Source organism: Azospira restricta (assembly GCF_016858125.1).
In the GTDB taxonomy this organism is placed as follows: Bacteria; Pseudomonadota; Gammaproteobacteria; order Burkholderiales; family Rhodocyclaceae; genus Proximibacter; species Proximibacter restrictus.
This window is the reverse complement of record NZ_CP064781.1, coordinates 2,727,071-2,749,358: the sequence shown is the minus strand read 5'-3', so window position 1 is coordinate 2,749,358 and position 22,288 is coordinate 2,727,071. Positions and strand designations below refer to the sequence as shown.

Below are 22,288 nucleotides of genomic sequence, written 5' to 3'. Positions count from 1 at the left end.
GCGGGGCGGCGGCCGCCGCCCTAGCCTTCTCCGGCGTCCGCCGTCGGCGGCGAGATACGCGGGAAACGCGCCTCGAACTCGCTGCCGCGTGCGGGGTCGCTGCGCACCTCGATGCGGCCGCCGAGCACGTTCTCGACGACGTTGCTGACGATGCACAGCCCCAGCCCCGATTCGCCGCTGCCGAGCTTGGTGGTGAAAAAGGGATCGAAGATGCGGCCGAGGTGCGCGCTGGGAATGCCGATCCCGTCGTCGGCGACGAGCAGGCTGACCAGCCCCCCCTCCCGCTCGCGGCCAACCACCCAGACCCGGCCGGCCTCGCGCCCGTCGAAGGCGTGCAGCAGCGCGTTGCGGATCAGCTTGGCGAGGATGTCCTCGATCAGCGTCGGATAGCTCGCCAGCATCAGGTCGGCGGGGACGTCGACCGAGACCGTGACCGAGGCCCGGTGGCTCGACGGCGCCAGCATCGCGACCACGCGCTCGACCACCGGCAGCAGGCGGAACTCCCGGCGTTCCAGCGTCTCGCCATATTCGGCGACGCGCTTGAAGCTGCGGATCAGTTCGGCCACCCGATTCAGGCAGCGCATCAGGATTTCGCCGGCGTTGCGCGCGGTCGCCACGTGCTTCTCCAGTGCCGAGCGGCGCAGCCCGCCGGCGATGCTCGCCTCGAAGCTGCGCGTCTCGTCGATCAGCGTGCTGGCGGCGATCAGGCCGTTGCCGATCGGGGTGTTCAGCTCGTGGGCGACGCCGGCGACCAGATAACCGAGCGCCGAGGACTTCTCCGAGCGCGCCAGCAGCACCTGCGCGTTGATCAGCGGCGAGACGTCGGTGCCGGTGCCGCGATAGCCGCGGAAGCACCCTTCCTCGTCGAAGAAGGGGGTGCCGGAGACGCTGACCGAGATGCTGCCGCCGGGCGTCGCCAGCTCGTAGACGAAGTTGCGGAACGGCTGGTGCGCCTGCAGCTGCTCGATATGGCGCTGCCAGCGCTCGGCGAGCGTCTGGTCCGCGCTGTCCCGGCGTTCGATCTCCCAGCGCCGTTTGCCGAGCACGTCGTTCGGGCGCAGGCCGCTGGCGGCGTAGAAGCGTTCCGAGACATAGACCAGGCGCAAGGCCTCGTCGGTTTCCCAGAACCAGTCCGACGCCGATTCGGCGAGATCGCGGAAGCGCTGCTCGCTGGCCATCAGCTGCGCCGACTTCTCCTCGAGTTCCTTCTGCTTGCGCGCCAACTCGTTCGAGTAGGAGATGGTGTCGGAAACCTCGTCGAGGATGTCGAGCATCTCGCGCATGTCGAGTTCGGTGCGGCTGATCGCCGCATCGACCGTCAGCCGCGCGGCGAGGTTGCCGATCCGCCCGGCGAGCAGGCTTTCGCAATGGCTGACGACGTCCGCGTCGAGGCGGATTTCCAGCGCCGAGCGCCAGCCGCGCGCGCGGCCGTAGGCGGCGAGCGCGTCGCGCGCCTGCGCCGGACCGAGGAAGCGCGCCAGCATCGTCTCCAGCCGCTCGCGCGAAATCTTGCCGCGCAGCAGCCGCTCGGCGCGCACCGCCGATTCGCCGCCGAAGGGGTCGCAGAAGCGCGCCGCCTGGATTTCCTCCTCGACGCTCTGCCGCGACAGCAGCGACACCGTGACGTAGACGACGAGGTTGGCGATCAGGCTGGTGTAGGCGCCATGGCTGACCAGGTCGAGGTTGCCGGCGCCGAACAGCTGCGTCGGGCGCAGCCAGTCGATGCCGAAGGGGCCGGTGGCGACCATGGCGGCGGCGGCATCCCAGCCGGAATGGCCGAGCGACGGCAGCAACAGCGTATAGCACCAGACCGCGAAGCCGGCCAGCATCCCGGCCAGCACCCCCTTGCGCGAGCCCTGTGGCCAGAACAGCGCGCCGACGAAGGCCGGCCCGAGCTGGGCGATCGCCACCAGCGAGATCGAGCCGGTGGCGAGCATCGAGGTCACCTCGCCGGCGTAGCGATAGTAGAGGTAGCCGAGAACGAGCAGCAGCAGCGCGACGCCGCGGCGGATCGCCAGCAGCAGCGCGGTGAAGGTTTCGTGGCCGGCGCCGGCGAGCCGCCGCGACCTGAGCAGCAGCGGCATGGCGACGCCGTTGCAGCACATCGTCGACAGGGCGATGGCCTCGACCACGATCATCGCCGTCGCCGCCGACAGGCCGCCGAGGAAGACCAGCAGCGCCACCGTCGTCGCCCCTTCGGTGACCGGCAGCGCGAGCAGGAACATGTCCGGGTCGATGGCGCCGCCGGGCAGCTTGGCCAGCCCGGCGAAGGTGACCGGCAGCACGAAGATCGCCAGCAGCAGCAGGTAGAGCGGAAACAGCGTGGACGACGCACGCAGGTGGCGCTCGTCGACGTTCTCGACGGCGGCGATCTGGAACTGCCGCGGCGCCAGTAGCAGCGCGCCGATGCTGAGCAGCATCAGCGTGTTCCAGCGCGGGATCTCGCCGGCGGCGAGCGAAATCAGGCTGGGTTGCTCGGCGCGGTCGAAGAGGTCGCGGAAGCCGTCGTACATGAAGAAGGTGACGAAGATGCCGGCCGCCAGCGCGGCGACGAGGACGATCGCCGACTGCAGCGCGACCACCGCGACGACGCCCTCGTGGCGCTCGCTGGCGTCGAGGTGGCGGATGCCGAAGACGATGGTGAACACCGCCAGCACGACCGTGGTGTAGAAGGTCGGGTCGGAGAGGATCGGCCGGCTGGAAGCGAAGGCCGGCATCACCACCAGCGGGTACTGCTGCAGCACGGCGATGCTCGAGGCGACCGCCTTCAGCTGCAGCGCGAACAGCGGGATGGTGCCGATCAGCGCGACCAGGCTGACCAGCGCCGCGAAGCCGATGCCGCCGCCGTAGCGCACGGTGAGGAAGTCGCCGATCGACGTGATGCGGTACTTCTGCGCGATGTGGACCACCTTGCGCTGCAGGAACCACCAGGCGGCGGCGATCAGCGCCGGCCCCAGGTAGAGCGGGATCACCGCGGCGCCGCTCTTCACCGCGCCGCCGACGCCGCCGTAGAAGAGCAGCGCCGAGGCATAGACGACGGCCAGCGACAGCGCGTAGGCGACGGGGTTGGCGATCAGGCTGCGCCCCCGCCGCGCGCTGGCTTCGGCCAGGCCGGCGACGGCGAAGATGAACAGCAGGTAGCCGCCGGCGGCGACGGGGATCAGGTGGGGAAAATCCATTTTCGCCTAGCGCCTCCGTTCCGCCGTTCAGGACGGCGGCAGGTTGCAGCGGTTGATCAGCCAGATCAGCGCGATGTACCCCAGCCAGTAGAGGAACAGCGCGACGTAGAAGACCGGGATGCCGTGCAGGTGCGTGTCGACGTTGAGATAGCCGGTCAGCCAGTGGCCGTAGAAGACGATCGCGACCACGAAGTGCGCCAGCAGGCGCTGGGTCAGCATGGCGGCGCGGCGGCGCATCACGCCGTCGCCCGGACGCCCGACTTCATGCCGTCCTCCCGAAATAGTGGCGATAGGCGAGATCGCTGCGCACGACCACCTCGTTCTCCCAGCCGACGACGCGCGCCGCCCACGCGCGCTGCGAGTCGATGATCTTCGCAAACAGCGGGTTGTCCTGCGACTTGTTGCGGATCACGCGGTCCCAGGCGCGCAGCTGCGCCTCGAGGATCGACTGCGGCGTGCGCGCGAAGCGCACCTGCTGCGCCTCGCGCATCGCCTGGTGGTCGCGCGAGTAGGTGTGGGCGATTTTCCAGGCCATCTCGGCGCTGGCCGCCCTGGCGGCGTTGTCGATGATCGCTTTCAGCTCGGGCGGCAGCGCCTCGAACTTGCGGCGGTTGAGGAGCAGTTCGAAGCATTCCGCCGGCTGGTGGTAACTCTGCAGCATGCACAGCTTGAGCACCTCGGGCAGCCCCAGCTGGCGGTCGGGCGTGCCGCCGACGAACTCGGCGGCGTCGAGGATGCCGCTCTGCAGCGCCTGGCGGATGTCGGCGGCCGGCAGCGACAGGACTTCGGCGCCCATCTCCTTGTACATGTCCACCGCCAGCCCGGAGGTGCGGTAGCGCAGGCGGCGGAAATCGGCGTCGGATTTCGGCTCCTTCCTGAACCAGCCGAGCGGCTGGGTCGGCATCGACCCGTAGAGGATGCCGTGCACCTCGAACTTCATCGTCCGCTGCAGCTCCTCGTAGAGCTGGCGGCCGCCGCCGTGTTCGATCCAGGCCAGCAGCAGGTTGCCGTCCATGCCGAACGAGGGGCCGTTGCCGAACAGCGCGTAGGCCGGGTTCTTGCCGTACCAGTAGCCGGGAACGCTGTGCGCCGCGTCGACGATCCCCTTGTGCACCGCCTCGAGCAGGCTGAAGGGCGGAACGACGCTGCCGGCCGGCAGCACGTCGATGCGCAGGCGGCCGCCGCTCATCTCGCCGACCTTGCGCGCGAAGTCGCCGGCGAACTCGTTGTAGAGGTTGGCCGCCGGCCACGCGGTCTGCAGGCGGAAGGTCTGCACCTCGCCGGCGCGTACCACCGCCGGCGCGGCGAGCGTACCGGCCGCAAGGGCCAGGACAAAACGCCGCCGCCCGACATCGGGCGGCAAAGCGGACGGCATGCTGTCGGCGCCTCGGGTCACCGCGTGGGCTCCATCTGTTTCCTTGTTCATCGACTGCTTCAGCTGCGCGGCCGACCTATTCGCCGGCCATTTCCGCCTTCAGGCGCTCGCTGAGGACGACGATGTCCTGCAGCGACTGGCGGATCAGGTCGAGGATTTCCGGGAGCGAACGGGCGCTGCAGGCGTCGAGCGCACGCAGCTGATCGACTGACTGCTGCAGCCGCTGCAGTTTGTCGCGGCTCTCGGCCGACGGCACCGCGGCAATGAAGCCCGCGACCAGGTCGCGGCGCCGGCTGACATAGTCGGCCGGCTCGGCGCTGGCGAGCAGCGACAGCTGCGCCCGCAGGTTATCGGCCAATTCGAATCGTCCCGATTCCCGGCCGGGCGCTACGATCGCGCCCGGCCGGGGTTTGCCTACTTATAGACGCCGACGCCGAGGAAGCCGTCGTAGCCGGGAATCCTCGCGACCCAGGCCTTCTTGTCCTCGAGCTTCTTGGTCTGCGGATGCGGCCAGCGGTACTCGATCCAGCCGCTGCCCTTGCCGCTCGCGATGCCGGCCATGTTCTTGATCAGCGGCTGGCCGTCGGCGGTCTGCAGGTCGATCAGGTTCTTGCCGATCAGCGCCTTGTTCGCGCCGTGGCAGGTGTTGGTGCCGTCGAGCTTGTAGCAGAACAGGTAGAGGTCCTTGGCATGCCACTTGCCGCCGGGGGTGCTGAACTCCTGGAAGGCCTGCTCGGCCCCCATCGCTTTCACCGCCTGCAGCGCCTGCTCGACCATCGTCTTGGCTTCGTTCTCGGTACCGCGCTCCTGCGCCTGGACGGCGCCGATGAAGGCGACGGCGAGACAAGCGGCGGCTGCGATTCTTTTCAGCATCTGGTTCTCCTTGGGGTTGGTTGGACTACACACTAAAACGCGACAGGCTGGTCTTCACGCCGTGCGAGAGCTCGCTCAGCATCGCCGCGACATCCATCGTCCGCTGGCTCATCACGCGGCCCTGCTCCGAGATCTCGGCGATCCGCTCGACGGCGCCGGCGACGACGTTGCTCGACGCCGTCTGCTCCTCGACGCTCGCCGAGATCTCGCGGATGCCGTCGCCGGTGCGGTTCACCGAGACCTCGGTGTCGCCGAACAGCCGCGCCAGTTCGCCCATGCGCGCGACGCAGCCGTCGATCGCCACCTCGCCCTTGCGCAGCGTGGTCTCGACCCGCGCCGAACGGTCGGAGAGCGAGACGGTGACGCGGTCGATGTCGTTGGCGGCGGCGGCCGAGCGCTCGGCGAGCTTCCTCACCTCGTCGGCGACGACGGCGAAGCCGCGTCCCTGCTCGCCGGCACGGGCGGCCTCGATCGCGGCGTTGAGCGCGAGCAGGTTGGTCTGCTCGGCGAGGTCCTTGACGACGCGGGTGAATTCCTTGATCGACGCGGCGGCGGCGACGAAGTCGGTGACCGCCTGGTTGGTCGATTCGAACGAGGCCTTGGCCCCGTCGAGTTCCGCGGTGATTACGCCGAGCACGCGCACCTCCTCGCGGACGAAGGACATGCATTCCTCGGCGCGGGCCATCAGCGCCGCCGCATGATCGTTGATCGACTCGATCGAGGCCACCGACTGCTGCACCGCCGCCGCCACCTCGCCGGCCGACTGCGATTGCTGCGACGAGGAGTCGGCGGCGAGCCGCGAGGTGCCGGTCAGCTCCTGCGCCGATTCGCGCAGCTTCTCGGCGGCGGCGCCGATGTCGCCGATGCTGGCGTGCAGGTGCTGCAGGAAGTCGTTGAGCGCGACCGCGCTCTCGCCGATCTCGTCCCGGCCGACCGCCGGCGCGCGCACCGACAGGCGGCCGGCGCGCAGTTCGGCGAACACCGCACGGATCTCGCGCAGCGAACTGACGATGCCGGCGCGGACGAGCAGCGTCAGTGCCAGCGCGACGAAGATCGAGCCGGCGCAGCAGGCCCAGATGATGCGCTCGACGGTGTTGCCGACGCTCTTCGCCTCGTCGCGGCTGAGCGCGATATGCGCCAGCTGCTGCTTCTCGAAGGCCTTCGCGAGCTGCAGCGCCTTGTCGAACTCCTGCTCGGCCTTCGACATGTAGGTGGTGGCCATCGACACCTGGACGGCGGCGATCTCGACGGTGTCGGCGACGATCTTCTTGTAGGCATCGATCTGCAGGATCAGCGCCTCGATCGCCTGCCGCTCCTGCGCCGCCAGCGACGGCGAGGCGAGCAGCGCCTGCAGCGCGGTCACGTGGCGATGCAGGCCGGCGACCATTTCCTGCGCATGCTGTTCGACCTTGTCGGCGGCAAATCCCGCCGAGGCCTCGGAGAGGATCCGGTAGAGCGAGGACTGGGCGTGCAGCAGGCCGTTGAGCGCCTCGACCGAGGTGCGCGTACGCGGCAGCGTCTCGTCGTAGAGATGGTCGAGGTTGGCCATCTCGGCGCGCAGCCCGAGCACCGCGGCGACGGCGAGCCCGAACATGAGGACGATGGTGGCGCTCGGTGCGATGAGGAGTTTCTGGCCGATGCTGATCCGCGCCAATAAGGTGCCCATGCTGCCGTTCTCCGAGGGAATCGGTGGCCAGCGCGAAGGTTCCGTCGCCCGCCACTCTTTGTTGTTTCGTATTCCGCGGCCCGGACAGCGGTGCCGGGGCCTCGCTCCCCGTCACTCCGACCCGGTGCTTATGGATACGGAAAAAAATTTACCGTAGCGTAACCAGCTCACCGATGAGCGCCAATACGTAGTGGCAGCGGCGGCATTCAGTAGTTGTACGCAAGCCGATCGCCGGCGGCACCCAAAATGCTTGCGCAATCGGGGGCCGCAAGGTCAGAATCGACGCTGAACACAACAACGGGCCACACCCACCGGGAGGCGGAAGCTCCGCAAGGAACTTTCGCCTCCTTCGTCTTGTGGGGTGGCCGACGAAACCGACGAGGACAGCACCGTGAGCAACAACGAAGAGAACAAGGACCTGAAGGATCTGCCGCTGCGCGACGACATCCGCCTGCTCGGGCGGCTGCTCGGCGACACCGTGCGCGAGCAGGAAGGCGAGGCGGTGTTCGCCGTCGTCGAGAAGATCCGCCAGACCTCGATCCGCTTCGACCGCGACGCCGATGCCCAGGCGGGCGCCGAACTGCAGGCGATCCTCGACGGGCTGCCGCGCGAGACGATGATCGCGGTCGTCCGCGCCTTCTCCTACTTCCTGCACCTCGCCAACATCGCCGAGGACCAGCACCACATCCGCCGCCGCCGCGCACACGACCTGGCCGGGTCGAAGCCGCGCGACGGCAGCCTGGCGCACACGCTGGAGCGCCTGAAGGCAGCCGGCATCGCGCCGCAGGTGGTGAGGAAGGTGCTCGATGTCGCGCTGGTTTCGCCGGTGCTGACCGCGCACCCGACCGAAGTCAGCCGCAAGAGCATCCTGCAGTGCCAGCACGAGGTCGCCCGGCTGCTCGATACGCGCGACCGCATGGCGCTGACGCCCGAGGAAACGGCGGAGAACGACCTCGCGCTGCGGCGCGCGGTGCTGACGCTGTGGCGCACGCGCATGCTGCGCCCGAACCGGCTGGCGGTGGTCGACGAGATCAGGAACGGCATCAGCTACTACGACGAGACCTTCTTCGCCGAGCTGCCGCGCCTCTACGCGCAGTTCGAGGACCAGCTCGCCGCGGCCTTCCCCGAGCACCGGGACTGGTCGCTGCCGCCCTTCTTCCGCATCGGCTCGTGGATCGGCGGCGACCGCGACGGCAACCCCTTCGTCACCGCCGACATTCTGCGCGCCGGCCTGCGCCTGCAGTCGACGGCGGCGCTCGAGTTCTACCTCGGCGAGCTGCATGCGCTCGGCGGCGAGCTGCCGCTGTCGCAGATGCTGGTCGCCGTCACGCCCGAACTCGAGGCGCTCGCCGCCAGCTCGCCCGACCACTCGACGCACCGCGCCGACGAGCCCTACCGCCGTGCGCTGACCGGCATCTACGCGCGGCTGGCGGCCACCGCCCGCGCCCTCGACCGGCACGAGGCGACGCGGCACGCGATCGCCGACGCCGAACCGTACGCCGCAGCGGCCGAGCTGGCCGGCGACCTCGGCGTGCTCGCCGCGTCGCTGCAGGCGCACGGCGCGGCGCTGCTCGCCGGCGGCCGGCTGCGCCGGCTGATCCGTGCGGTCGAGGTGTTCGGCTTCCACCTGGCGCCGATCGACCTGCGGCAGAACTCCGACGTGCACGAGCGCACCGTCGGCGAACTGCTGGCGAAGGCCGGCGTCTGCATGGCCTACGAGAAACTGCCCGAGGACGCGCGCATCGGCCTGCTGCTGACCGAGATCGCCAGCCCGCGCCCGCTGCACTCGCCGCACGTCGCCTATTCCGAGGAGGCCGCCGGCGAGCTGGCGATCTTCTTCGCCGCCAGGGAGCTGCGCGAAAAGTACGGCGCCGCGGCGCTGCCGAACTGCATCATCTCGAAGACCGACGGCGTCTCCGACCTGCTCGAGGTGGCGCTGCTGCTGAAGGAAGCCGGCCTGCTGCAGCCGGGCAAGCCGCCGGCGCTGTCGATGAACATCATCCCGCTGTTCGAGACGATCGGCGACCTGCAGGCCAGCGCCGGCGTGATGGACCGCATCTTCGGGCTGGCCGCCTACCGGGCGCTGGTCGCCTCGCGCGGCGACGAGCACGAGGTGATGCTCGGCTACTCCGACAGCAACAAGGACGGCGGCTTCCTGACCTCGGGTTGGGAGCTGTACAAGGCCGAGGTCGGGCTGACCGAGGTGTTCAGGAAGCACGGCGTGCGGCTACGCCTGTTCCACGGCCGCGGCGGTTCGGTCGGCCGCGGCGGCGGCCCGAGCTACCAGGCCATCCTGGCGCAACCGGACGGCGCCGTTTCCGGGCAGATCCGCATCACCGAGCAGGGCGAGGTAATCGCCTCCAAATACTCGAACCCCGAGGTCGGCCGCCGCAACCTGGAGATCCTCGCCGCGGCGACGCTCGAGGCGACGCTGCTGAACCTCGAACACGAGGCCGAGCCGGCGGCCTTCCGCGGCGTCATGGACACGCTCTCGGAGCTGGCCTTCCGCGCCTACCGCGGCCTAGTCTACGAGACCGAGGGCTTCACCACCTACTTCCGCGAATCGACCGTGGTGTCCGAAATCTCGCAGCTCAACATCGGCAGCCGCCCGGCCTCGCGCAAGGCCTCCGACCGTATCGAGGACCTCCGCGCGATCCCCTGGGTGTTCAGCTGGGCGCAGTGCCGGCTGATGCTGCCGGGCTGGTACGGCTTCGGCACCGCCGTCGACACCTGGCTGTCGACCAACCCGAACGGCCTCGACCTGCTGCGCCGGATGTACCAGCGCTGGCCGTTCTTCCGCACGCTGCTGTCGAACATGGACATGGTGCTGGCCAAGACCGACCTCGGCATCGCCTCGCGCTACGCCGAGCTGGTCGGCGACGCGGCGCTGCGCGACGCCGTCTTCGGCCGCATCCGCGCCGAATGGGAGCTGACCCGCCGGCACCTGCTGGCGATCGAGGAGCAGGACGAGCTGCTCGCCGACAACCCGCTCCTGGCCCGCTCGATCAAGAACCGCTTCCCGTACATGGACCCGCTCAACCACCTGCAGGTCGAGCTGCTGCGCCGGCACCGCGCCGGCGATTCCGACGAGCGCGTGCGCCGCGGCATCCACCTGTCGATCAACGGTGTCGCGGCGGGCCTGCGCAACAGCGGCTAGAATCGCGGCTTTCGACCGACATCCAGGACACCATGGAACCGCAAGCCGCCGCCCGCTCCGTCTTCTACGTCTCCGACGGTACCGGCATCACCGCCGAGACGCTCGGCCACAGCCTGCTGACGCAGTTCGAAGGCGTGCGCTTCAAACAGGCGCGGATTCCCTTCGTCGATACGCCGGAGAAGGCGCACGCCGTCATCCGGCGCATCGAGGACGCCGGCCGCAGCGACGGCGCGCGGCCGATCGTATTCACGACGCTGGTCAACCCGGAGCTGGCGCAGATGGTGCACGCGGCCGACGCGCTGTGCCTCTCCTTCATCGAGACCTTCGTCGCACCGATGGAGGCCGAGTTGGGCGTGCAGTCGACGCACACCGTCGGCCGCTCGCACGGCTCGATCGACACCTCCGACTACAAGAACCGGATCGAGGCGATCAACTACACGCTGGCGCACGACGACGGCGTCACCGACCGCGACCTGGAGACCGCCGACGTGATCCTGGTCGGCGTCTCGCGCTGTGGCAAGACGCCGACCTCGCTCTACCTGGCCATGCAGTTCGGGCTGAAGGCCGCCAACTTCCCGCTGATCCCCGAGGACTTCGACCGCGGCCGCCTGCCCGGCTCGCTGGAGAAGCACCGCGGCAAGCTGTTCGGGCTGACCATCCAGCCCGAGCGGCTGGCGCAGATTCGCGAGGAGCGGCGGCCGAACAGCCGCTACGCGTCGCTGGAGAACTGCCGCAACGAGGTGCGCGAGGCGGAGAAGATGATGAAGCGCGAAGGCATCCGCTGGCTCGATTCCTCGACCAAGTCGATCGAGGAGATCTCGACCACGGTGATGCAGGAAGTCCGGCTGGATAACCGCGTTTTCTAGCTGCTAAACTGCGGGTCGCTATCACAACGACATTCCCGCCCGCCGGGAATCCTGGAGGAGACCCCACGATGCCGTTCCCGCCCAAAACCGCCCTGCCGTCCGCTGCCGCGCTGCTGGCCGCCGCGCTGCTGTCCGCCTGCGTGACCACCGGTACCGACCCGGGCAACCCGTCGCCGACCGCCGGCAGCGGCACCTCGGAAACCGCCAACCAGATGGCCGACAAGGCCATGTACAAGCCGATCGAATACGCCAACGCGGCGAAGAAGGGACCGCAGATCGTGGTCATTCCGGGCGAGGTGAAGAGCAACAACGCCACCTTCACGCAGAAGTTCGGCCCGAACAACATCGCCGACTACGCCGAACTCGAGCTCGGCAAGGCCAACTTCAAGGTGCTCGAGCGCTCCGACATGGGACCGCTGCTCAACGAGTTCCAGCTCGCCTATACGATGGGCGACCCGAAGGCGGCGCGCAAGGTGCTGCAGAAGGGCAAGTTCAAGACCACCAAGTGGGTGATGAAGTTCGACATCCTGAAGGCCGAGCAGGTCGCGCAGGCGCAGCAGGGCTTCGACGGCCGCGCCGTCGGCTCGCTGATCTCGATCGGTGCCGGCGGCCGCGGCGGCGCTGCCGGCAACGTCGTCGCCAGCTCGGTGCAGACCGGCGAGTCGACCGGCGTCTGGATCATCGGCATGCGCTACAAGATCATCAACGCCAACACCACCGAGCAGGTGGCGACCGGCTACGCCGAGGAGAAGATGGAGCTCGGCGCCAAGTCGACCTCGGTGCTCGGCGTCTCCTCCGGCGCCGCCGGCGGCCTGACGCTGGACTCGCTGGTGCAGCGGCTGGTGCAGAAGACGGTCTGGGAGATCGACCAGAAGCACAAGTAAGCCGCTGGCGGCTTGCGACGGACGGCCGGCTGCGGAATGCGCCGGCCGTTTTGCTGTCTAGCCGCCGCGGCGGCGGACGACCTCGAACAGGCAGACGGCGGCGGCGGCGGCGACGTTGAGCGACTCGGTGCCGCCGGGCATCGGGATGAACACGCCGAGCTTCGCCGCCTGCGCCACCGGTGCGCTGACGCCCTGCCCCTCGGCGCCGAAGACCCAGGCCAGCGGGCCGTCGAGCGGCGTCTCGTACAGCGAGCGGGCGGCGTCGAGCCGGGTGACGACGCCGGTGCCGCGGTAGCCGCCGAGAAAGCCGGCGAGGTCGGCGTTTTCGTGGATCGACAGCAGGAACTGCGCCCCCTGCCCGGCACGCAACGTCTTCGGTGCCCAGGCGTCGGCGCAGCCGGGGCCGAGCAGCGCCTGGCGGACGCCGGCGGCGGCGGCGGTGCGCAGCAGCGTGCCGACGTTGCCGGGATCCTGCACGCCGTCGAGCAGCAGGCAGTCGACATCCGCGCGCGGTGCCGGCTGCGGCGGCACCTTCGCCACGGCGAGGATGCCGGACGGCGTGTCGGTCGCCGCAACCTCGCCGAACATCGCGTCGGGGAACTGCAGCAGCTCGATGCCGGCGTGGGCGGCGACCCAGGCGGCGATCTCCGGCCGGCCGGCGCCGCTCTCGGACAGGACGAGCTCCTGCAGTTCGCCGCCGGCCGCGGCGAGCGCCTCGATCAGGTGCAGGCCGTCGAGCAGGATCACGCCGTCGTCGCGCCGCGCGCGATGCTGCGTCGCCCACTTGCGCAGGCGCTTGAAGCGCGGGTTGTCGCGGGACGAGATCGTCTTCACCGGGCTCAGAACAAGGCGAGCTGCGCCACCGGCGCGAAGCTGCGGCGGTGCGCCGGGCACGGCCCGTGCGCCTGCAGCGCGGCGAAGTGCGCCGGCGTCGGGTAGCCCATGTGGCGCTCGAAGCCGTATTCGGGATGGGCCAGGGCCAATTCGCGCATCAGCGCGTCGCGGTGGGTCTTGGCGAGGATCGACGCAGCGGCGATCGCGGCGATCCTGCCGTCGCCCTTGACCACCGCCTCGCCCGCGCACGACAGCCCCGGCGGCACCTTGTTGCCGTCGATTAGCGCCTGTTGCGGCGTCACCGCCAACCCGTCGAGCGCGCGCCGCATGGCGAGGAAGGTCGCCTGCAGGATGTTCACGCGGTCGATCTCGGCGGCGCTCGCTTCGGCCACGGCCCACGCCAGCGCCTTGTCGCGGATCTCGATGGCGAGGCGCTCGCGCGCCGCTTCGGAAAGCTTCTTGGAATCGTCGAGGCCGTCGATCGGCCGCGCCGGATCGAGGATCACTGCGGCGGCGACCACCGGGCCGGCGAGCGGCCCGCGGCCGGCCTCGTCGACGCCGGCGACCGGGCCGGCCCCCGGTTCAGGCCACTGCAAGGCCATTGCCGCTCGGCTGCCGGCGCAGGCACGAGAGCACCGCCTCGGCGGCGCGCTCCGAGGTGTTCTGCCGCAGCTCGTGGTGGATGCGCTCGAACTCGGCGACGATCGCCGCCCGCCCTTCCTTGTCCGCATACTGCGCGACCAGCGCCTCGGCGAGCTTCTCCGGCGTCGCCGCCTTCTGGATGAACTCGGGGACGACGAAGCGGCCGGCGAGGATGTTGGGCAGGCCGACGTACGGCAGGTAGCCCATGCGCTTCATCAGGAAGTACGAGAACGGCGCCAGCTTGTAGGCGATGACCATCGGCCGCTTCAGGAGCGCCGCCTCCAGCGTCGCCGTGCCGCTGGCGACGAGGACGCCGTCGGCGGCGATCATCGCCTCGTGCGCGTGTCCGAACAGCAGGCGGATCGGCAGGTCCTGCGCCTGGCAGCGGTACAGCGCCTGCTCGAACATCAGCCGCGTCTCGCGGGTGGCGAGCGGCACCAGGAAGCGGGCCTCCGGCAGCTGCTCGCGGACCAGCCGCGCGGCGGCGATGAAGGTGTCGGCAAGGAAGCGCAGCTCGCCCTGCCGGCTGCCTGGCAGCAGCGCGAACACCGGTGCCGCCTGCGGGATGCCGAGCAGCTCGCGCGTCGCCGCACGGTCCGGGTCCATCGGCAGCAGGTCGGCGAGAGGGTGGCCGACGTAGCTGACCGGCACCCCGGCCTGCGCATAGATTTCCGGCTCGAACGGGAACAGCGCCAGGATGCGCGACACGGCACGGCGGATCTTCTTGATCCGGCCGCGGCGCCAGGCCCAGATCGACGGACTGACGTAATGCACGGCGGGGATCCCGCGCGCCTTCAGTGCCGCTTCCAGGTCGAGGTTGAAGTCGGGGGCGTCGACGCCGATGAAGACGTCGGGCGGATCGGCCAGCAGGCGCTTCTTCAGCTCGCTGCGGATGCCGGACAGCTCGCGGTAGCGCTTCAGGGCGTCGGAAAAGCCCATCACCGCCAGCGTTTCCGCCGGCCACCAGGCGTCGAAGCCCTGCGCCGCCATCTTCGGCCCGCCGATGCCGTAGAACACGGCGTCGGGAACGCGCGCCTTGAGCGCGGCGATGAGGTGGCTGGCGAGCAGGTCTCCCGACGCTTCGCCCGCCACCATGGCGACGCGCAGGGTCATCGGATGATGCCGCGCTTGGAGACGGCGAGGAAGTCGACGAAGCGCTGCACCTCGGGGTGCATGCGCGCCTCTTCCTCCAGTTTGACGCGGGCTTCTTCCAGCATCAGGCCGGACTTGTAGAGCGTGCGGTAGGCACGCTTCAGCGCCTGCAGCGCCTCCGCCGAGAAGCCGCGGCGCTTCAGCCCTTCCGCGTTCAGCCCGTACGGCGAGGCGGTGTTGCCGGCGGCCATCACGTACGGCGGCACATCCTGCAGGATGACGGTGCCGACGGCGGTCATCACGTGCGCGCCGACCCGGCAGAACTGGTGCACGCCGGTGAAGCCGCCGAGGATCGCCCAGTCGTCGATATGGACGTGGCCGGCGAGCTGCGAGTTGTTGGCGAAGGTGGTGTTGTTGCCGACCTGGCAGTCGTGCGCGATATGCACGTAGGCCATGATCCAGTTGTCGTTGCCGATGCGGGTGACGCCAACGTCCTGGGCGGTACCCAGGTTGAAGGTGCAGAACTCGCGGATCGTGTTGCGGTCGCCGATCTCGAGCCGGGTCGGCTCGCCGGCGTACTTCTTGTCCTGCGGCACCTCGCCGAGCGAGGCGAACTGGAAGATGCGGTTGTCGCGGCCGATCGTGGTGTGGCCGTTGATCACGACGTGCGGGCCGATCCAGGTGCTGTCGCCGATCTCGACGTGCTCGCCGATGATCGAGTAGGCGCCGATCTCGACGTGGGCGCCGATCTTCGCGTTCGGGTGGACGATGGCGGTCGGGTGGATCATTCGGCGATGTCCCTCTTGGCGCACATCAGCTCGGCCTCGGCGACGACCTGGCCGTCGACACGGGCTTCGCACTTGTACTTCCAGATGCCGCGCATCTGGCGCAGGATCTCGACGTGCAGGTGCAGCTGGTCGCCCGGCATCACCGGCTTCTTGAAGCGGGCGCCGTCGATGCCGACGAAGTAGAACACCGAGTTGGGGTCCGGCTTGCTGCCCATCGTCCTGAACGACAGGATGCCGGCGGCCTGCGCCAGCGCTTCCATGATCAGCACGCCGGGCATCACCGGATGGTGCGGGAAGTGGCCGGTGAAGAACGGTTCGTTGATGGTCACGTTCTTGTAGGCATGGATCGACTTGCCCTCCTCGAGCGCCACGACGCGATCCACCAGCAGGAAGGGATAGCGGTGCGGCAGGTGTTCGATGATTGCATGAATATCCATATTATTCAATTTGTTTTCTCCATTTCTTCAAGTTTTTTCTCAAGCTCGGCGACGCGCTGCGCGAGCTTCGCCAGGCGCTTGATCTGGGCCGCGTTGTGCAGCCAGTCGTCGTGCGCCTCGAGCGGAAAGATGCTGGTGTACTGCCCGGGCCTGGCCAGGCTCTTGGTCACCATCGTGCCGGCCGACACGTGCACGTCGTCGGCCAGTTCGAGGTGACCGATGATCATGCCGGCGCCGCCGACCGTGCACCGGGCGCCGATCGTGGTGCTGCCGGCGACGCCGACGCAGCCGGCCATCGCCGCGTTGTCGCCGATGCGCACGTTGTGCGCGATCTGGATCTGGTTGTCGAGCTTCACCCCGTTGCCGATCACCGTGTCGTCGAGCGCGCCGCGGTCGATCGAGGTGTTGGCGCCGACCTCGACGTCGTCGCCGATGACGACGCGGCCGATCTGCGGGATCTTCAGCCAGCGGTCGCCCTCCTTCGCGAAGCCGAAGCCGTCCGAACCGATCACCGCGCCGGCCTGGATCACCGCCCGTGCGCCGATCACGCAGTCGCGATAGACGACGACGTTCGGGTAAAGCACCGAGCCGTCGCCGATGCTGACGCCGTCGCCGACGACGACGCCCGGATAGAGCGTGACGTCCTCGCCGATCGTCACCCGCTCGCCGACCACCACGTGCTCGCCGACGCTGGCCGAGGCCGGCAGCGGCGAATGCACCACCGCGCTCGGATGCGCGCCGCGCGGGCGTTGCGCCGGCGGGTTGAGCAGCGCGACGACGCGCGCGTAGTAGGCGTAGGAATTCGGGTGGACGATGCGCGGCAGCGCGGTGTCGTCGGCGGCTGCCGGCGGCACGATCACCGCCGCCGCGCCGGTCGTCGCCAGCTGCTTGCGATACTTGGGATTGGCCAGGAAGGCGATCTGCCCCGCGCCGGCGCCGGCGAGGGTGCCGACTTGCGAGACGACGACGGAACCGTCGCCCCTCAGCTCTCCGCCGAGACGGGCGACGATCTCGTCGAGCCGCAGACCTCCTGGCACACGTTCACCGCTAGCGTACCGAATGGCTTACTTGCCTTCGGACAGCGCCTTGATGACCTTGTCGGTGATGTCCAGCTTGGGGCTGACCCAGACGACGTCCTGCACGATCAGGTCGTACTTTTCCGACTCGGCGATCTGCTTGATCGCCTTGTTGGCCTTCTCGATGATCGCAGCGTTCTCTTCGTTCTGGCGCAGGTTGAGGTCTTCACGGAACTCGCGCTGCTTGCGCTGGAAGTCGCGCGACAGGTCGTTCAGCTCGCGTTCCTTGGTCCGGCGCTCGCTCTCCGGCATCGTCACGCCGTTCTTTTCCAGTCCCTCCTGCATGGACTGCAACTGCTTGGCCATGCGCTGCAGGTCCTGGTCGCGCTTCGAAAATTCGCTCTCGATCTTCTTCGCGGCCTTCTGCGCCGCCGGCGCGTCGCGGAAAATCCGTTGGGTATTGACGTAGCCGATCTTCATCTCTGCCGCCACGGCCTGGGCGATGGGCAGCGCAGCCATGAAGGCGACGAGCAAAGTGGCGATCTTCTTGTTCAAAGCAACATCTCCTGTTTAGAAAGTCTGTCCCATCTGGAACTGGAACGTTTGCGCCTTGTCTCCGTCCTGCTTGTTGATTGGCGCGGCGACGCTGAATTTTAGCGGACCCATCGGGGAATTCCATAGCGCCGAGAGGCCGGTGCTGAAGCGGATCGGTCCGGTGTCGACGTTCTGGTTGTCGGAGCCCTTGCCCCAGACCTGGCCGGCGTCGACGAAGACGCCCAGGCGCACCGAGCGGTCCGCCCCGAAGCCCGGCATCGGGAAGAGCACCTCGGCGGTGCCGTTGATCTTGCGGTTGCCGCCGATACGGTCTTCCGAGGAACGACAGTTGGTCCGCGTCACGTAGTTGTCGCAGACGGTGTCGAGCGGGCCGAGGCTGGCCGTCTCGTAACCGCGCACGGTGCCCATGCCGCCGCCGAAGAAGTTCTTGTAGAACGGCAGGCCGTCCTGGCCGCCGAAGCCGTTGCCGTAGCCGGCCTCGCCGCTGAGGAACAGCGTGAAATCCTTGCTCAGCGGCACGTAGCGCTGGAAGGAGTAGGTCATCCGGTAGTATTTGAGGTCGCCCGGGGGCGCCGCCACTTCGAGCGCGACGCGCTGGTAGGTGCCCTTGTTCGGATAGAGGACGCTGTCGCGGCCGTCCGAGGCCCAGCCGGCAGTCAGCGGCAGGCTGATGTTGGAATCGCCGTACTTGTTGACGAACTGCTGGTAGCGGAACGGGCTGGTGGTGTCGACGTCGAGCGCGGTGTGGTCGATCGCGATGCCGACGCTGATCGATTCCTTCTCGCCGATCGGGAAGCCCCAGCGGACGCCGCCGCCGGTCGACGAGGAGCGGTAATTGCCGACCGAGATGCTGCTCTTGGTCGGGTCGGTGCGCCGGTGATAGACGTCGAAGCCCTGGCTGACTCCATCGACCGTGAAATACGGATTGGTGTACGAGAAGGCCGCCGTACGGTTGATCTTGCCGGTATTCAGCGACAGCGAGGCGAACTTGCCGCTGCCGAACAGGTTGGCCTGGCTGATCGAGCCGGACAGGATCACCTTTTCGGAGCTGGAGAAGCCGGCGCCGAGCGAGATGTTGCCGGTGTTCTTCTCGGCGACGTTGACGTTCACGTCGACCTGGTCGGTGGTGCCGGGCACCGGCGGCGTCTCGACGTTGACCTCGCCGAAGTAGTTGGTCTTGTCGATGCGCTGCTTCGACAGCTGGACCTTGTCGGCGTCGTACCAGGCGCCCTCGATCTGGCGCATTTCCTGGCGGATCACCTCGTCGCGTGTCTTGGTGTTGCCGGTGACGTTGATCCGGCGCACATAAACGCGCTTGCCGGGGTCGACGAAGATGGTGAACGCGACCTGGCGCTTTTCCTTGTCCAGCTCCGGCGCCGCGTTGACGTTGGCGAAGGCGTAGCCCTGCGCACCGAGCCGGTCGGAAATCGCCTTGGTCGACTCGTTCAGCTTCTCGCGCGAGAAGACGTCGCCGGGCTTGACCTGCACCAGCTTGCGCAGCTCGGCCTCGGGCAGCAGCAGGTCGCCGGCGAGCTTCACCGAGCTGACCGCGTAGCGCTCGCCTTCGGTGATGCTGACGGTGATGTAGATGTCCTTCTTGTCCGGCGAGATCGAGACCTGCGTCGAATCGATGTTGAATTCGAGGTAGCCGCGGTTCAGGTAGTGGGAACGCAGCGACTCCAGGTCGGCCGCGAGCTTCTGGCGCGAATACTGGTCGCTCTTCGTATACCAGGAGATCCAGTTCGGCGTGCGCAGCTGGAACAGCTCGAGCAGATCCTTTTCCTTGAAGGCCGAGACGCCGACCAGGTTGATCTGCTTGATGCTGGCGGCGTCGCCTTCCTCGATGTTGAAGTTGATCGCGACGCGGTTGCGTTCGAGCGGTGTGATCGTCGTCGTGATCGCCACGCCGTACTTGCCGCGCGACAGGTACTGGCGCTTCAGTTCCTGCTCGGCGCGCTCGAGCGTCGCCCGGTCGAAGATGCGGCCTTCGGCGATGCCGTTGTCGCGCAGCGCCTTCTTCAGCTGGTCCTTGTCGAATTCCTTGAGGCCGACGAAGTCGATCGTGTAGATCGCCGGTCGCTCCTCGAGGGCGACCACCAGGACCTCGCCCTCGACCTCCATGCGCACGTCCTTGAAGAAGCCGGTCGCAAACAGCGCCTTGATCGCCTGCGCCGCCTTCTCGTTGGTCATCGTGTCGCCGACCTTCACCGGCAGGTAGCTGAATACCGTGCCCGCCTCGGTCCGCTGGATGCCCTCGATACGGATGTCCTTGATCGTGAATGGTTCGAATGCGCCCGCACTCGAGGCAATAATTGCCGCAATCAGACCTGCAAGCAGGTTTTTCTTCATCTTCAGCCGGAAATCAGTCGATTGATATCGTTATAGAAGGCAAACGCCATCAGCATCAGAAGCAGTGCCAGCCCGATCTGCTGGCCGATTTCCATGCTGCGCTCGGAGAGCGGGCCGCGTTTGATGATTTCGACGACATAATACATTAAATGCCCCCCATCCAGAATCGGGATCGGCAGCAGATTGAGCACGCCGAGGCTGATGCTGACGAGGGCCATGAACTTCAGGTAGTACTCGATGCCGAGCTTCGCCGACTGCCCGGCGTAGTCGGCGATCGTCACCGGCCCGGAGAGGTTGCGCCAGGACACCTCGCCGGTCACCATCTTGCCCAGCATGACCAGGCTGAACACCGACTTCTCCCAGGTTTCGTGCAGGGCGCGACCGAACGCATCGACCGGCCCGTAGGCGACGACGACGGTGAGGTCGTCGCGCCGCTGCCCCGTCTCCTGGACGGAGATGCCGAGGCGGCCGAGACGGCGGCCACGCTCCTCCTGCAGATCGGGAACGGCGGTCAGCGCGAGCTCGCTCTCGCCGCGCACCAGCAACACCTGCAGCGACTTGCCCGGCGCCGCGCGGACGATGCGCACGACGTCGGCCCAGGTGGCGATCTTCTCGCCTTCGATCTCGAGGAAGACGTCGCCAGCCTGCAGCCCGGCGCGTTCCCCGGCGCTGCCGCCGAGGACGCGACCGATCACCGGCGGCAGCTGCGGCCGGAAATAGGTCAGGCCGAGCCGCTGGAAGGCGTCGCCCTCCCAGCCCGCCTCGCGGATCGCGGCGAGGTCGAGCCGGCGCACGGCGATCTCGTGGCGCTCGTTGATCACCTCGAGCAACGCGTCGTTGTCGTCCGAGGCCAGCTGCAGCAGCCGCCAGCGCACGTCCTCCCAGGTCTGCACCGCCTCGCCGGCAACCTTGACGACGCGCTCGCCGTTTTCGACGCCGGCCGCGGCGGCGGCGGTCGCCGCCGGCGGGGTGCCGAGCACCGGCCGCAATTCCTCGGTGCCGTGCCAGAAGACGCCCCAATAGACGACGATCGCGAGCAGGAAGTTGGCCAGCGGGCCGGCGGCGACGATGGCGATCCGCCGCCACACCGACTGCCGGTTGAAGGCGCGGTGCAGTTCGTGCGCGGCGACCGGCGCCTCGCGCTCGTCGAGCATCTTCACGTAGCCGCCCAGCGGAAAGAGGCCGATCGCCCATTCCGTCTGGTCCGCCCCGAAACGCCGCAGCCAGATCGCACGGCCGAAGCCGACCGAGAAGCGCAGCACCTTGACGCCGCACAGCCGGGCGACCGCGTAGTGGCCGTATTCGTGCACGACGACCAGCACGCCGATCACCACCGCGAAGGCGGCGAGGTAGTACAGGAAATCGCTCATGCGGCGACCTGGCGCGCCAGCTGCTCGCGGGCGAAGGCGCGGGCGCGGGCGTCGGCGGCGAGCACGTCGTCCAGCGTGTCGAGCGCCACCGCCGGCAGCGCATCGAGCGCGGCGGCGATCAGCGCCGGAATGCCGGTGAATCCCAGTTCGCCGTCGAGGAAGGCCTGCACCGCCACCTCGTTCGCCGCATTCAGCGTCGCCGGCGCGCTGCCGCCGGCACGCAGCGCACGGAAGGCGAGCGCCAGGCAGGGAAAGCGGGCGTCGTCCGGTGCCTCGAAGTCGAGGCGGCCGATCTTGAACAGGTCGAGCGAACCGACGCCGGCCTCGATCCGCTCCGGGTAGGCCAGCGCGTGCGCGATCGGCGTGCGCATGTCCGGGTTGCCGAGCTGCGCGATCACCGAGCCGTCGACGTACTCGACCAGCGAGTGGATCACGCTCTGCGGATGGATCACCACGTCGATGCGATCGGCATCCATCCCGAACAGCCAGTGCGCCTCGATCACCTCGAGGCCCTTGTTCATCATCGTCGCCGAGTCGACCGAGATCTTGCGCCCCATCACCCAGTTCGGATGCGCCACCGCCTGCTCCGGCGTGACGCCTTCGAGTTCGGCCGGCGAGCGCTGGCGGAACGGGCCGCCGGACGCGGTCAGCAGCAGGCGGCGGATGCCGCGGGCCGGCAAGTCGCGTGACAAATCACTTTCAAAACCATCTGGAAGCGATTGAAAAATAGCGTTATGTTCGCTATCGATCGGCAGCAGCACCGCGCCGTGCTCGCGCACCGCGCGCATGAACACCGGGCCGGCCATGACCAACGCTTCCTTGTTCGCAAGCAGGATCTTCTTGCCGGCGCGCGCCGCCGCCAGCGTCGGGCGCAGGCCGGCGGCACCAACGATCGCCGCCATCACGGCATCGACCTCGGGCAGCGCCGCCATCCGCTCCAGCGCCTCGACGCCGTGCAGTACCTCGGTCGGCAGCGCCGCGGCGCGCAGCCGGACCTGCAGCGCAGCGGCGCTGTCGGCGTCGCCGAGCACCGCGTAGCGCGGCCGGAATTCGGCACACTGGGAGAACAGCAGCTCGGCCTGGCGGTGCGCGCACAGCGCCAGCACGCGGTAGCGGTCGGGATGGCGGCGCAGCACGTCGAGCGTATTGACGCCGATCGAGCCGGTGCAGCCGAGGATCGTGAGGTTCTGGATGGCCATGCGGAA

The 22,288-nt window shown here is 68.5% G+C and carries 19 protein-coding genes; 3 read left to right on the top strand and 16 right to left on the bottom strand.

The genetic code is table 11. The features are described from left to right. Positions 1-20: 20 nt before the first annotated feature. The 6 genes from IWH25_RS13240 to IWH25_RS13215 all read right to left on the bottom strand — a co-directional run bounded on the left by IWH25_RS13240 (position 21) and on the right by IWH25_RS13215 (position 7,093). The gene (locus IWH25_RS13240) at positions 21-3,179 is read right to left on the bottom strand and encodes an ATP-binding protein (protein ID WP_203386258.1); all 3,159 of its coding nucleotides are present in this window, start codon (positions 3,177-3,179) and stop codon (positions 21-23) included. A gap of 27 nt (positions 3,180-3,206) precedes the next feature. Further along, positions 3,207-3,416 carry a hypothetical protein gene (locus IWH25_RS13235; protein ID WP_203386257.1) on the bottom strand — a complete coding sequence of 70 codons (210 nt, stop codon included), beginning with the start codon at positions 3,414-3,416 and terminating at the stop codon, positions 3,207-3,209. Positions 3,417-3,441: 25 nt separating this feature from the next. After that, complete coding sequence (locus tag IWH25_RS13230) at positions 3,442-4,554, bottom strand: TRAP transporter substrate-binding protein (protein WP_203386256.1); 1,113 nt, start codon at positions 4,552-4,554, stop codon at positions 3,442-3,444. Positions 4,555-4,630: 76 nt separating this feature from the next. Then, complete coding sequence (locus tag IWH25_RS13225; RefSeq protein ID WP_203386255.1) at positions 4,631-4,912, bottom strand: hypothetical protein; 282 nt, start codon at positions 4,910-4,912, stop codon at positions 4,631-4,633. A gap of 56 nt (positions 4,913-4,968) precedes the next feature. Further along, the gene (locus IWH25_RS13220; protein WP_203386254.1) at positions 4,969-5,427 is read right to left on the bottom strand and encodes a cache domain-containing protein; all 459 of its coding nucleotides are present in this window, start codon (positions 5,425-5,427) and stop codon (positions 4,969-4,971) included. Positions 5,428-5,452: 25 nt separating this feature from the next. Further along, a complete protein-coding gene (locus IWH25_RS13215) occupies positions 5,453-7,093 on the bottom strand; it encodes a methyl-accepting chemotaxis protein (protein WP_203386253.1) in 1,641 nt (546 codons plus the stop codon). Between the two features lie 391 nt (positions 7,094-7,484). On the opposite strand from IWH25_RS13215, the gene ppc reads away from it, so the two are divergent. The 3 genes from ppc to IWH25_RS13200 all read left to right on the top strand — a co-directional run bounded on the left by ppc (position 7,485) and on the right by IWH25_RS13200 (position 12,000). Then, a complete protein-coding gene (gene ppc / locus IWH25_RS13210; RefSeq protein ID WP_203386252.1) occupies positions 7,485-10,250 on the top strand; it encodes a phosphoenolpyruvate carboxylase in 2,766 nt (921 codons plus the stop codon). Between the two features lie 32 nt (positions 10,251-10,282). Next, positions 10,283-11,116: a posphoenolpyruvate synthetase regulatory kinase/phosphorylase PpsR gene (gene ppsR, locus IWH25_RS13205; protein WP_203386251.1), complete on the top strand. Its 834-nt coding sequence runs from the start codon at positions 10,283-10,285 to the stop codon at positions 11,114-11,116. A gap of 68 nt (positions 11,117-11,184) precedes the next feature. After that, on the top strand, positions 11,185-12,000 hold the full coding sequence (locus IWH25_RS13200; protein WP_203386250.1) for a hypothetical protein: 816 nt from the start codon (positions 11,185-11,187) through the stop codon (positions 11,998-12,000). Positions 12,001-12,057: 57 nt separating this feature from the next. Here IWH25_RS13200 and IWH25_RS13195 read toward each other — a convergent pair whose 3' ends face one another. The 10 genes from IWH25_RS13195 to ispC are packed head-to-tail and all read right to left on the bottom strand — an operon-like array spanning position 12,058 to position 22,282. Continuing rightward, positions 12,058-12,834: a TrmH family RNA methyltransferase gene (locus tag IWH25_RS13195; protein WP_203386249.1), complete on the bottom strand. Its 777-nt coding sequence runs from the start codon at positions 12,832-12,834 to the stop codon at positions 12,058-12,060. 5 nt (positions 12,835-12,839) lie between these two features. Continuing rightward, on the bottom strand, positions 12,840-13,436 hold the full coding sequence (rnhB, locus tag IWH25_RS13190) for a ribonuclease HII (RefSeq protein WP_203386248.1): 597 nt from the start codon (positions 13,434-13,436) through the stop codon (positions 12,840-12,842). After that, complete coding sequence (gene lpxB / locus IWH25_RS13185) at positions 13,417-14,589, bottom strand: lipid-A-disaccharide synthase (RefSeq protein WP_203386247.1); 1,173 nt, start codon at positions 14,587-14,589, stop codon at positions 13,417-13,419. Before lpxB ends, rnhB begins: the two co-directional genes overlap by 20 nt. Next, positions 14,586-15,356 carry an acyl-ACP--UDP-N-acetylglucosamine O-acyltransferase gene (gene lpxA, locus IWH25_RS13180; protein WP_203386246.1) on the bottom strand — a complete coding sequence of 257 codons (771 nt, stop codon included), beginning with the start codon at positions 15,354-15,356 and terminating at the stop codon, positions 14,586-14,588. The genes lpxB and lpxA overlap by 4 nt, the downstream gene beginning before the upstream one ends. Then, entirely contained in the window at positions 15,353-15,793 is a 441-nt protein-coding gene (gene fabZ, locus IWH25_RS13175) for a 3-hydroxyacyl-ACP dehydratase FabZ (protein WP_203386245.1), read from the bottom strand. Before fabZ ends, lpxA begins: the two co-directional genes overlap by 4 nt. 5 nt (positions 15,794-15,798) lie before the next feature. Continuing rightward, on the bottom strand, positions 15,799-16,830 hold the full coding sequence (gene lpxD, locus IWH25_RS13170) for a UDP-3-O-(3-hydroxymyristoyl)glucosamine N-acyltransferase (protein ID WP_203386244.1): 1,032 nt from the start codon (positions 16,828-16,830) through the stop codon (positions 15,799-15,801). 27 nt (positions 16,831-16,857) lie between these two features. Then, the gene (locus IWH25_RS13165) at positions 16,858-17,328 is read right to left on the bottom strand and encodes an OmpH/Skp family outer membrane protein (RefSeq protein ID WP_203389249.1); all 471 of its coding nucleotides are present in this window, start codon (positions 17,326-17,328) and stop codon (positions 16,858-16,860) included. A gap of 51 nt (positions 17,329-17,379) precedes the next feature. Further along, positions 17,380-19,713: an outer membrane protein assembly factor BamA gene (gene bamA / locus IWH25_RS13160; protein WP_203386243.1), complete on the bottom strand. Its 2,334-nt coding sequence runs from the start codon at positions 19,711-19,713 to the stop codon at positions 17,380-17,382. A gap of 2 nt (positions 19,714-19,715) precedes the next feature. Beyond that, complete coding sequence (rseP, locus tag IWH25_RS13155; RefSeq protein ID WP_203386242.1) at positions 19,716-21,083, bottom strand: RIP metalloprotease RseP; 1,368 nt, start codon at positions 21,081-21,083, stop codon at positions 19,716-19,718. Next, positions 21,080-22,282, bottom strand: a complete 1,203-nt coding sequence (gene ispC / locus IWH25_RS13150; RefSeq protein ID WP_203386241.1) for a 1-deoxy-D-xylulose-5-phosphate reductoisomerase — start codon at positions 22,280-22,282, stop codon at positions 21,080-21,082. Before ispC ends, rseP begins: the two co-directional genes overlap by 4 nt. Positions 22,283-22,288 lie beyond the last annotated feature (6 nt).

Bases quoted from the DNA above. Each gene is read 5' to 3' on its own strand.
- IWH25_RS13240 (WP_203386258.1), bottom strand. From the start codon at position 3,179: ATGGATTTTCCCCACCTGATCCCCGTCGCCGCCGGCGGCTACCTGCTG.
- IWH25_RS13235 (WP_203386257.1), bottom strand. From the start codon at position 3,416: ATGCGCCGCCGCGCCGCCATGCTGACCCAGCGCCTGCTGGCGCACTTC.
- IWH25_RS13230 (WP_203386256.1), bottom strand. From the start codon at position 4,554: ATGCCGTCCGCTTTGCCGCCCGATGTCGGGCGGCGGCGTTTTGTCCTG.
- IWH25_RS13220 (WP_203386254.1), bottom strand. From the start codon at position 5,427: ATGCTGAAAAGAATCGCAGCCGCCGCTTGTCTCGCCGTCGCCTTCATC.
- IWH25_RS13215 (WP_203386253.1), bottom strand. From the start codon at position 7,093: ATGGGCACCTTATTGGCGCGGATCAGCATCGGCCAGAAACTCCTCATC.
- ppsR (WP_203386251.1), top strand. From the start codon at position 10,283: ATGGAACCGCAAGCCGCCGCCCGCTCCGTCTTCTACGTCTCCGACGGT.
- IWH25_RS13200 (WP_203386250.1), top strand. From the start codon at position 11,185: ATGCCGTTCCCGCCCAAAACCGCCCTGCCGTCCGCTGCCGCGCTGCTG.
- rnhB (WP_203386248.1), bottom strand. From the start codon at position 13,436: ATGGCCTTGCAGTGGCCTGAACCGGGGGCCGGCCCGGTCGCCGGCGTC.
- lpxB (WP_203386247.1), bottom strand. From the start codon at position 14,589: ATGACCCTGCGCGTCGCCATGGTGGCGGGCGAAGCGTCGGGAGACCTG.
- lpxA (WP_203386246.1), bottom strand. From the start codon at position 15,356: ATGATCCACCCGACCGCCATCGTCCACCCGAACGCGAAGATCGGCGCC.
- fabZ (WP_203386245.1), bottom strand. From the start codon at position 15,793: ATGGATATTCATGCAATCATCGAACACCTGCCGCACCGCTATCCCTTC.
- IWH25_RS13165 (WP_203389249.1), bottom strand. From the start codon at position 17,328: ATGGCTGCGCTGCCCATCGCCCAGGCCGTGGCGGCAGAGATGAAGATC.
- bamA (WP_203386243.1), bottom strand. From the start codon at position 19,713: ATGAAGAAAAACCTGCTTGCAGGTCTGATTGCGGCAATTATTGCCTCG.
- rseP (WP_203386242.1), bottom strand. From the start codon at position 21,083: ATGAGCGATTTCCTGTACTACCTCGCCGCCTTCGCGGTGGTGATCGGC.
- ispC (WP_203386241.1), bottom strand. From the start codon at position 22,282: ATGGCCATCCAGAACCTCACGATCCTCGGCTGCACCGGCTCGATCGGC.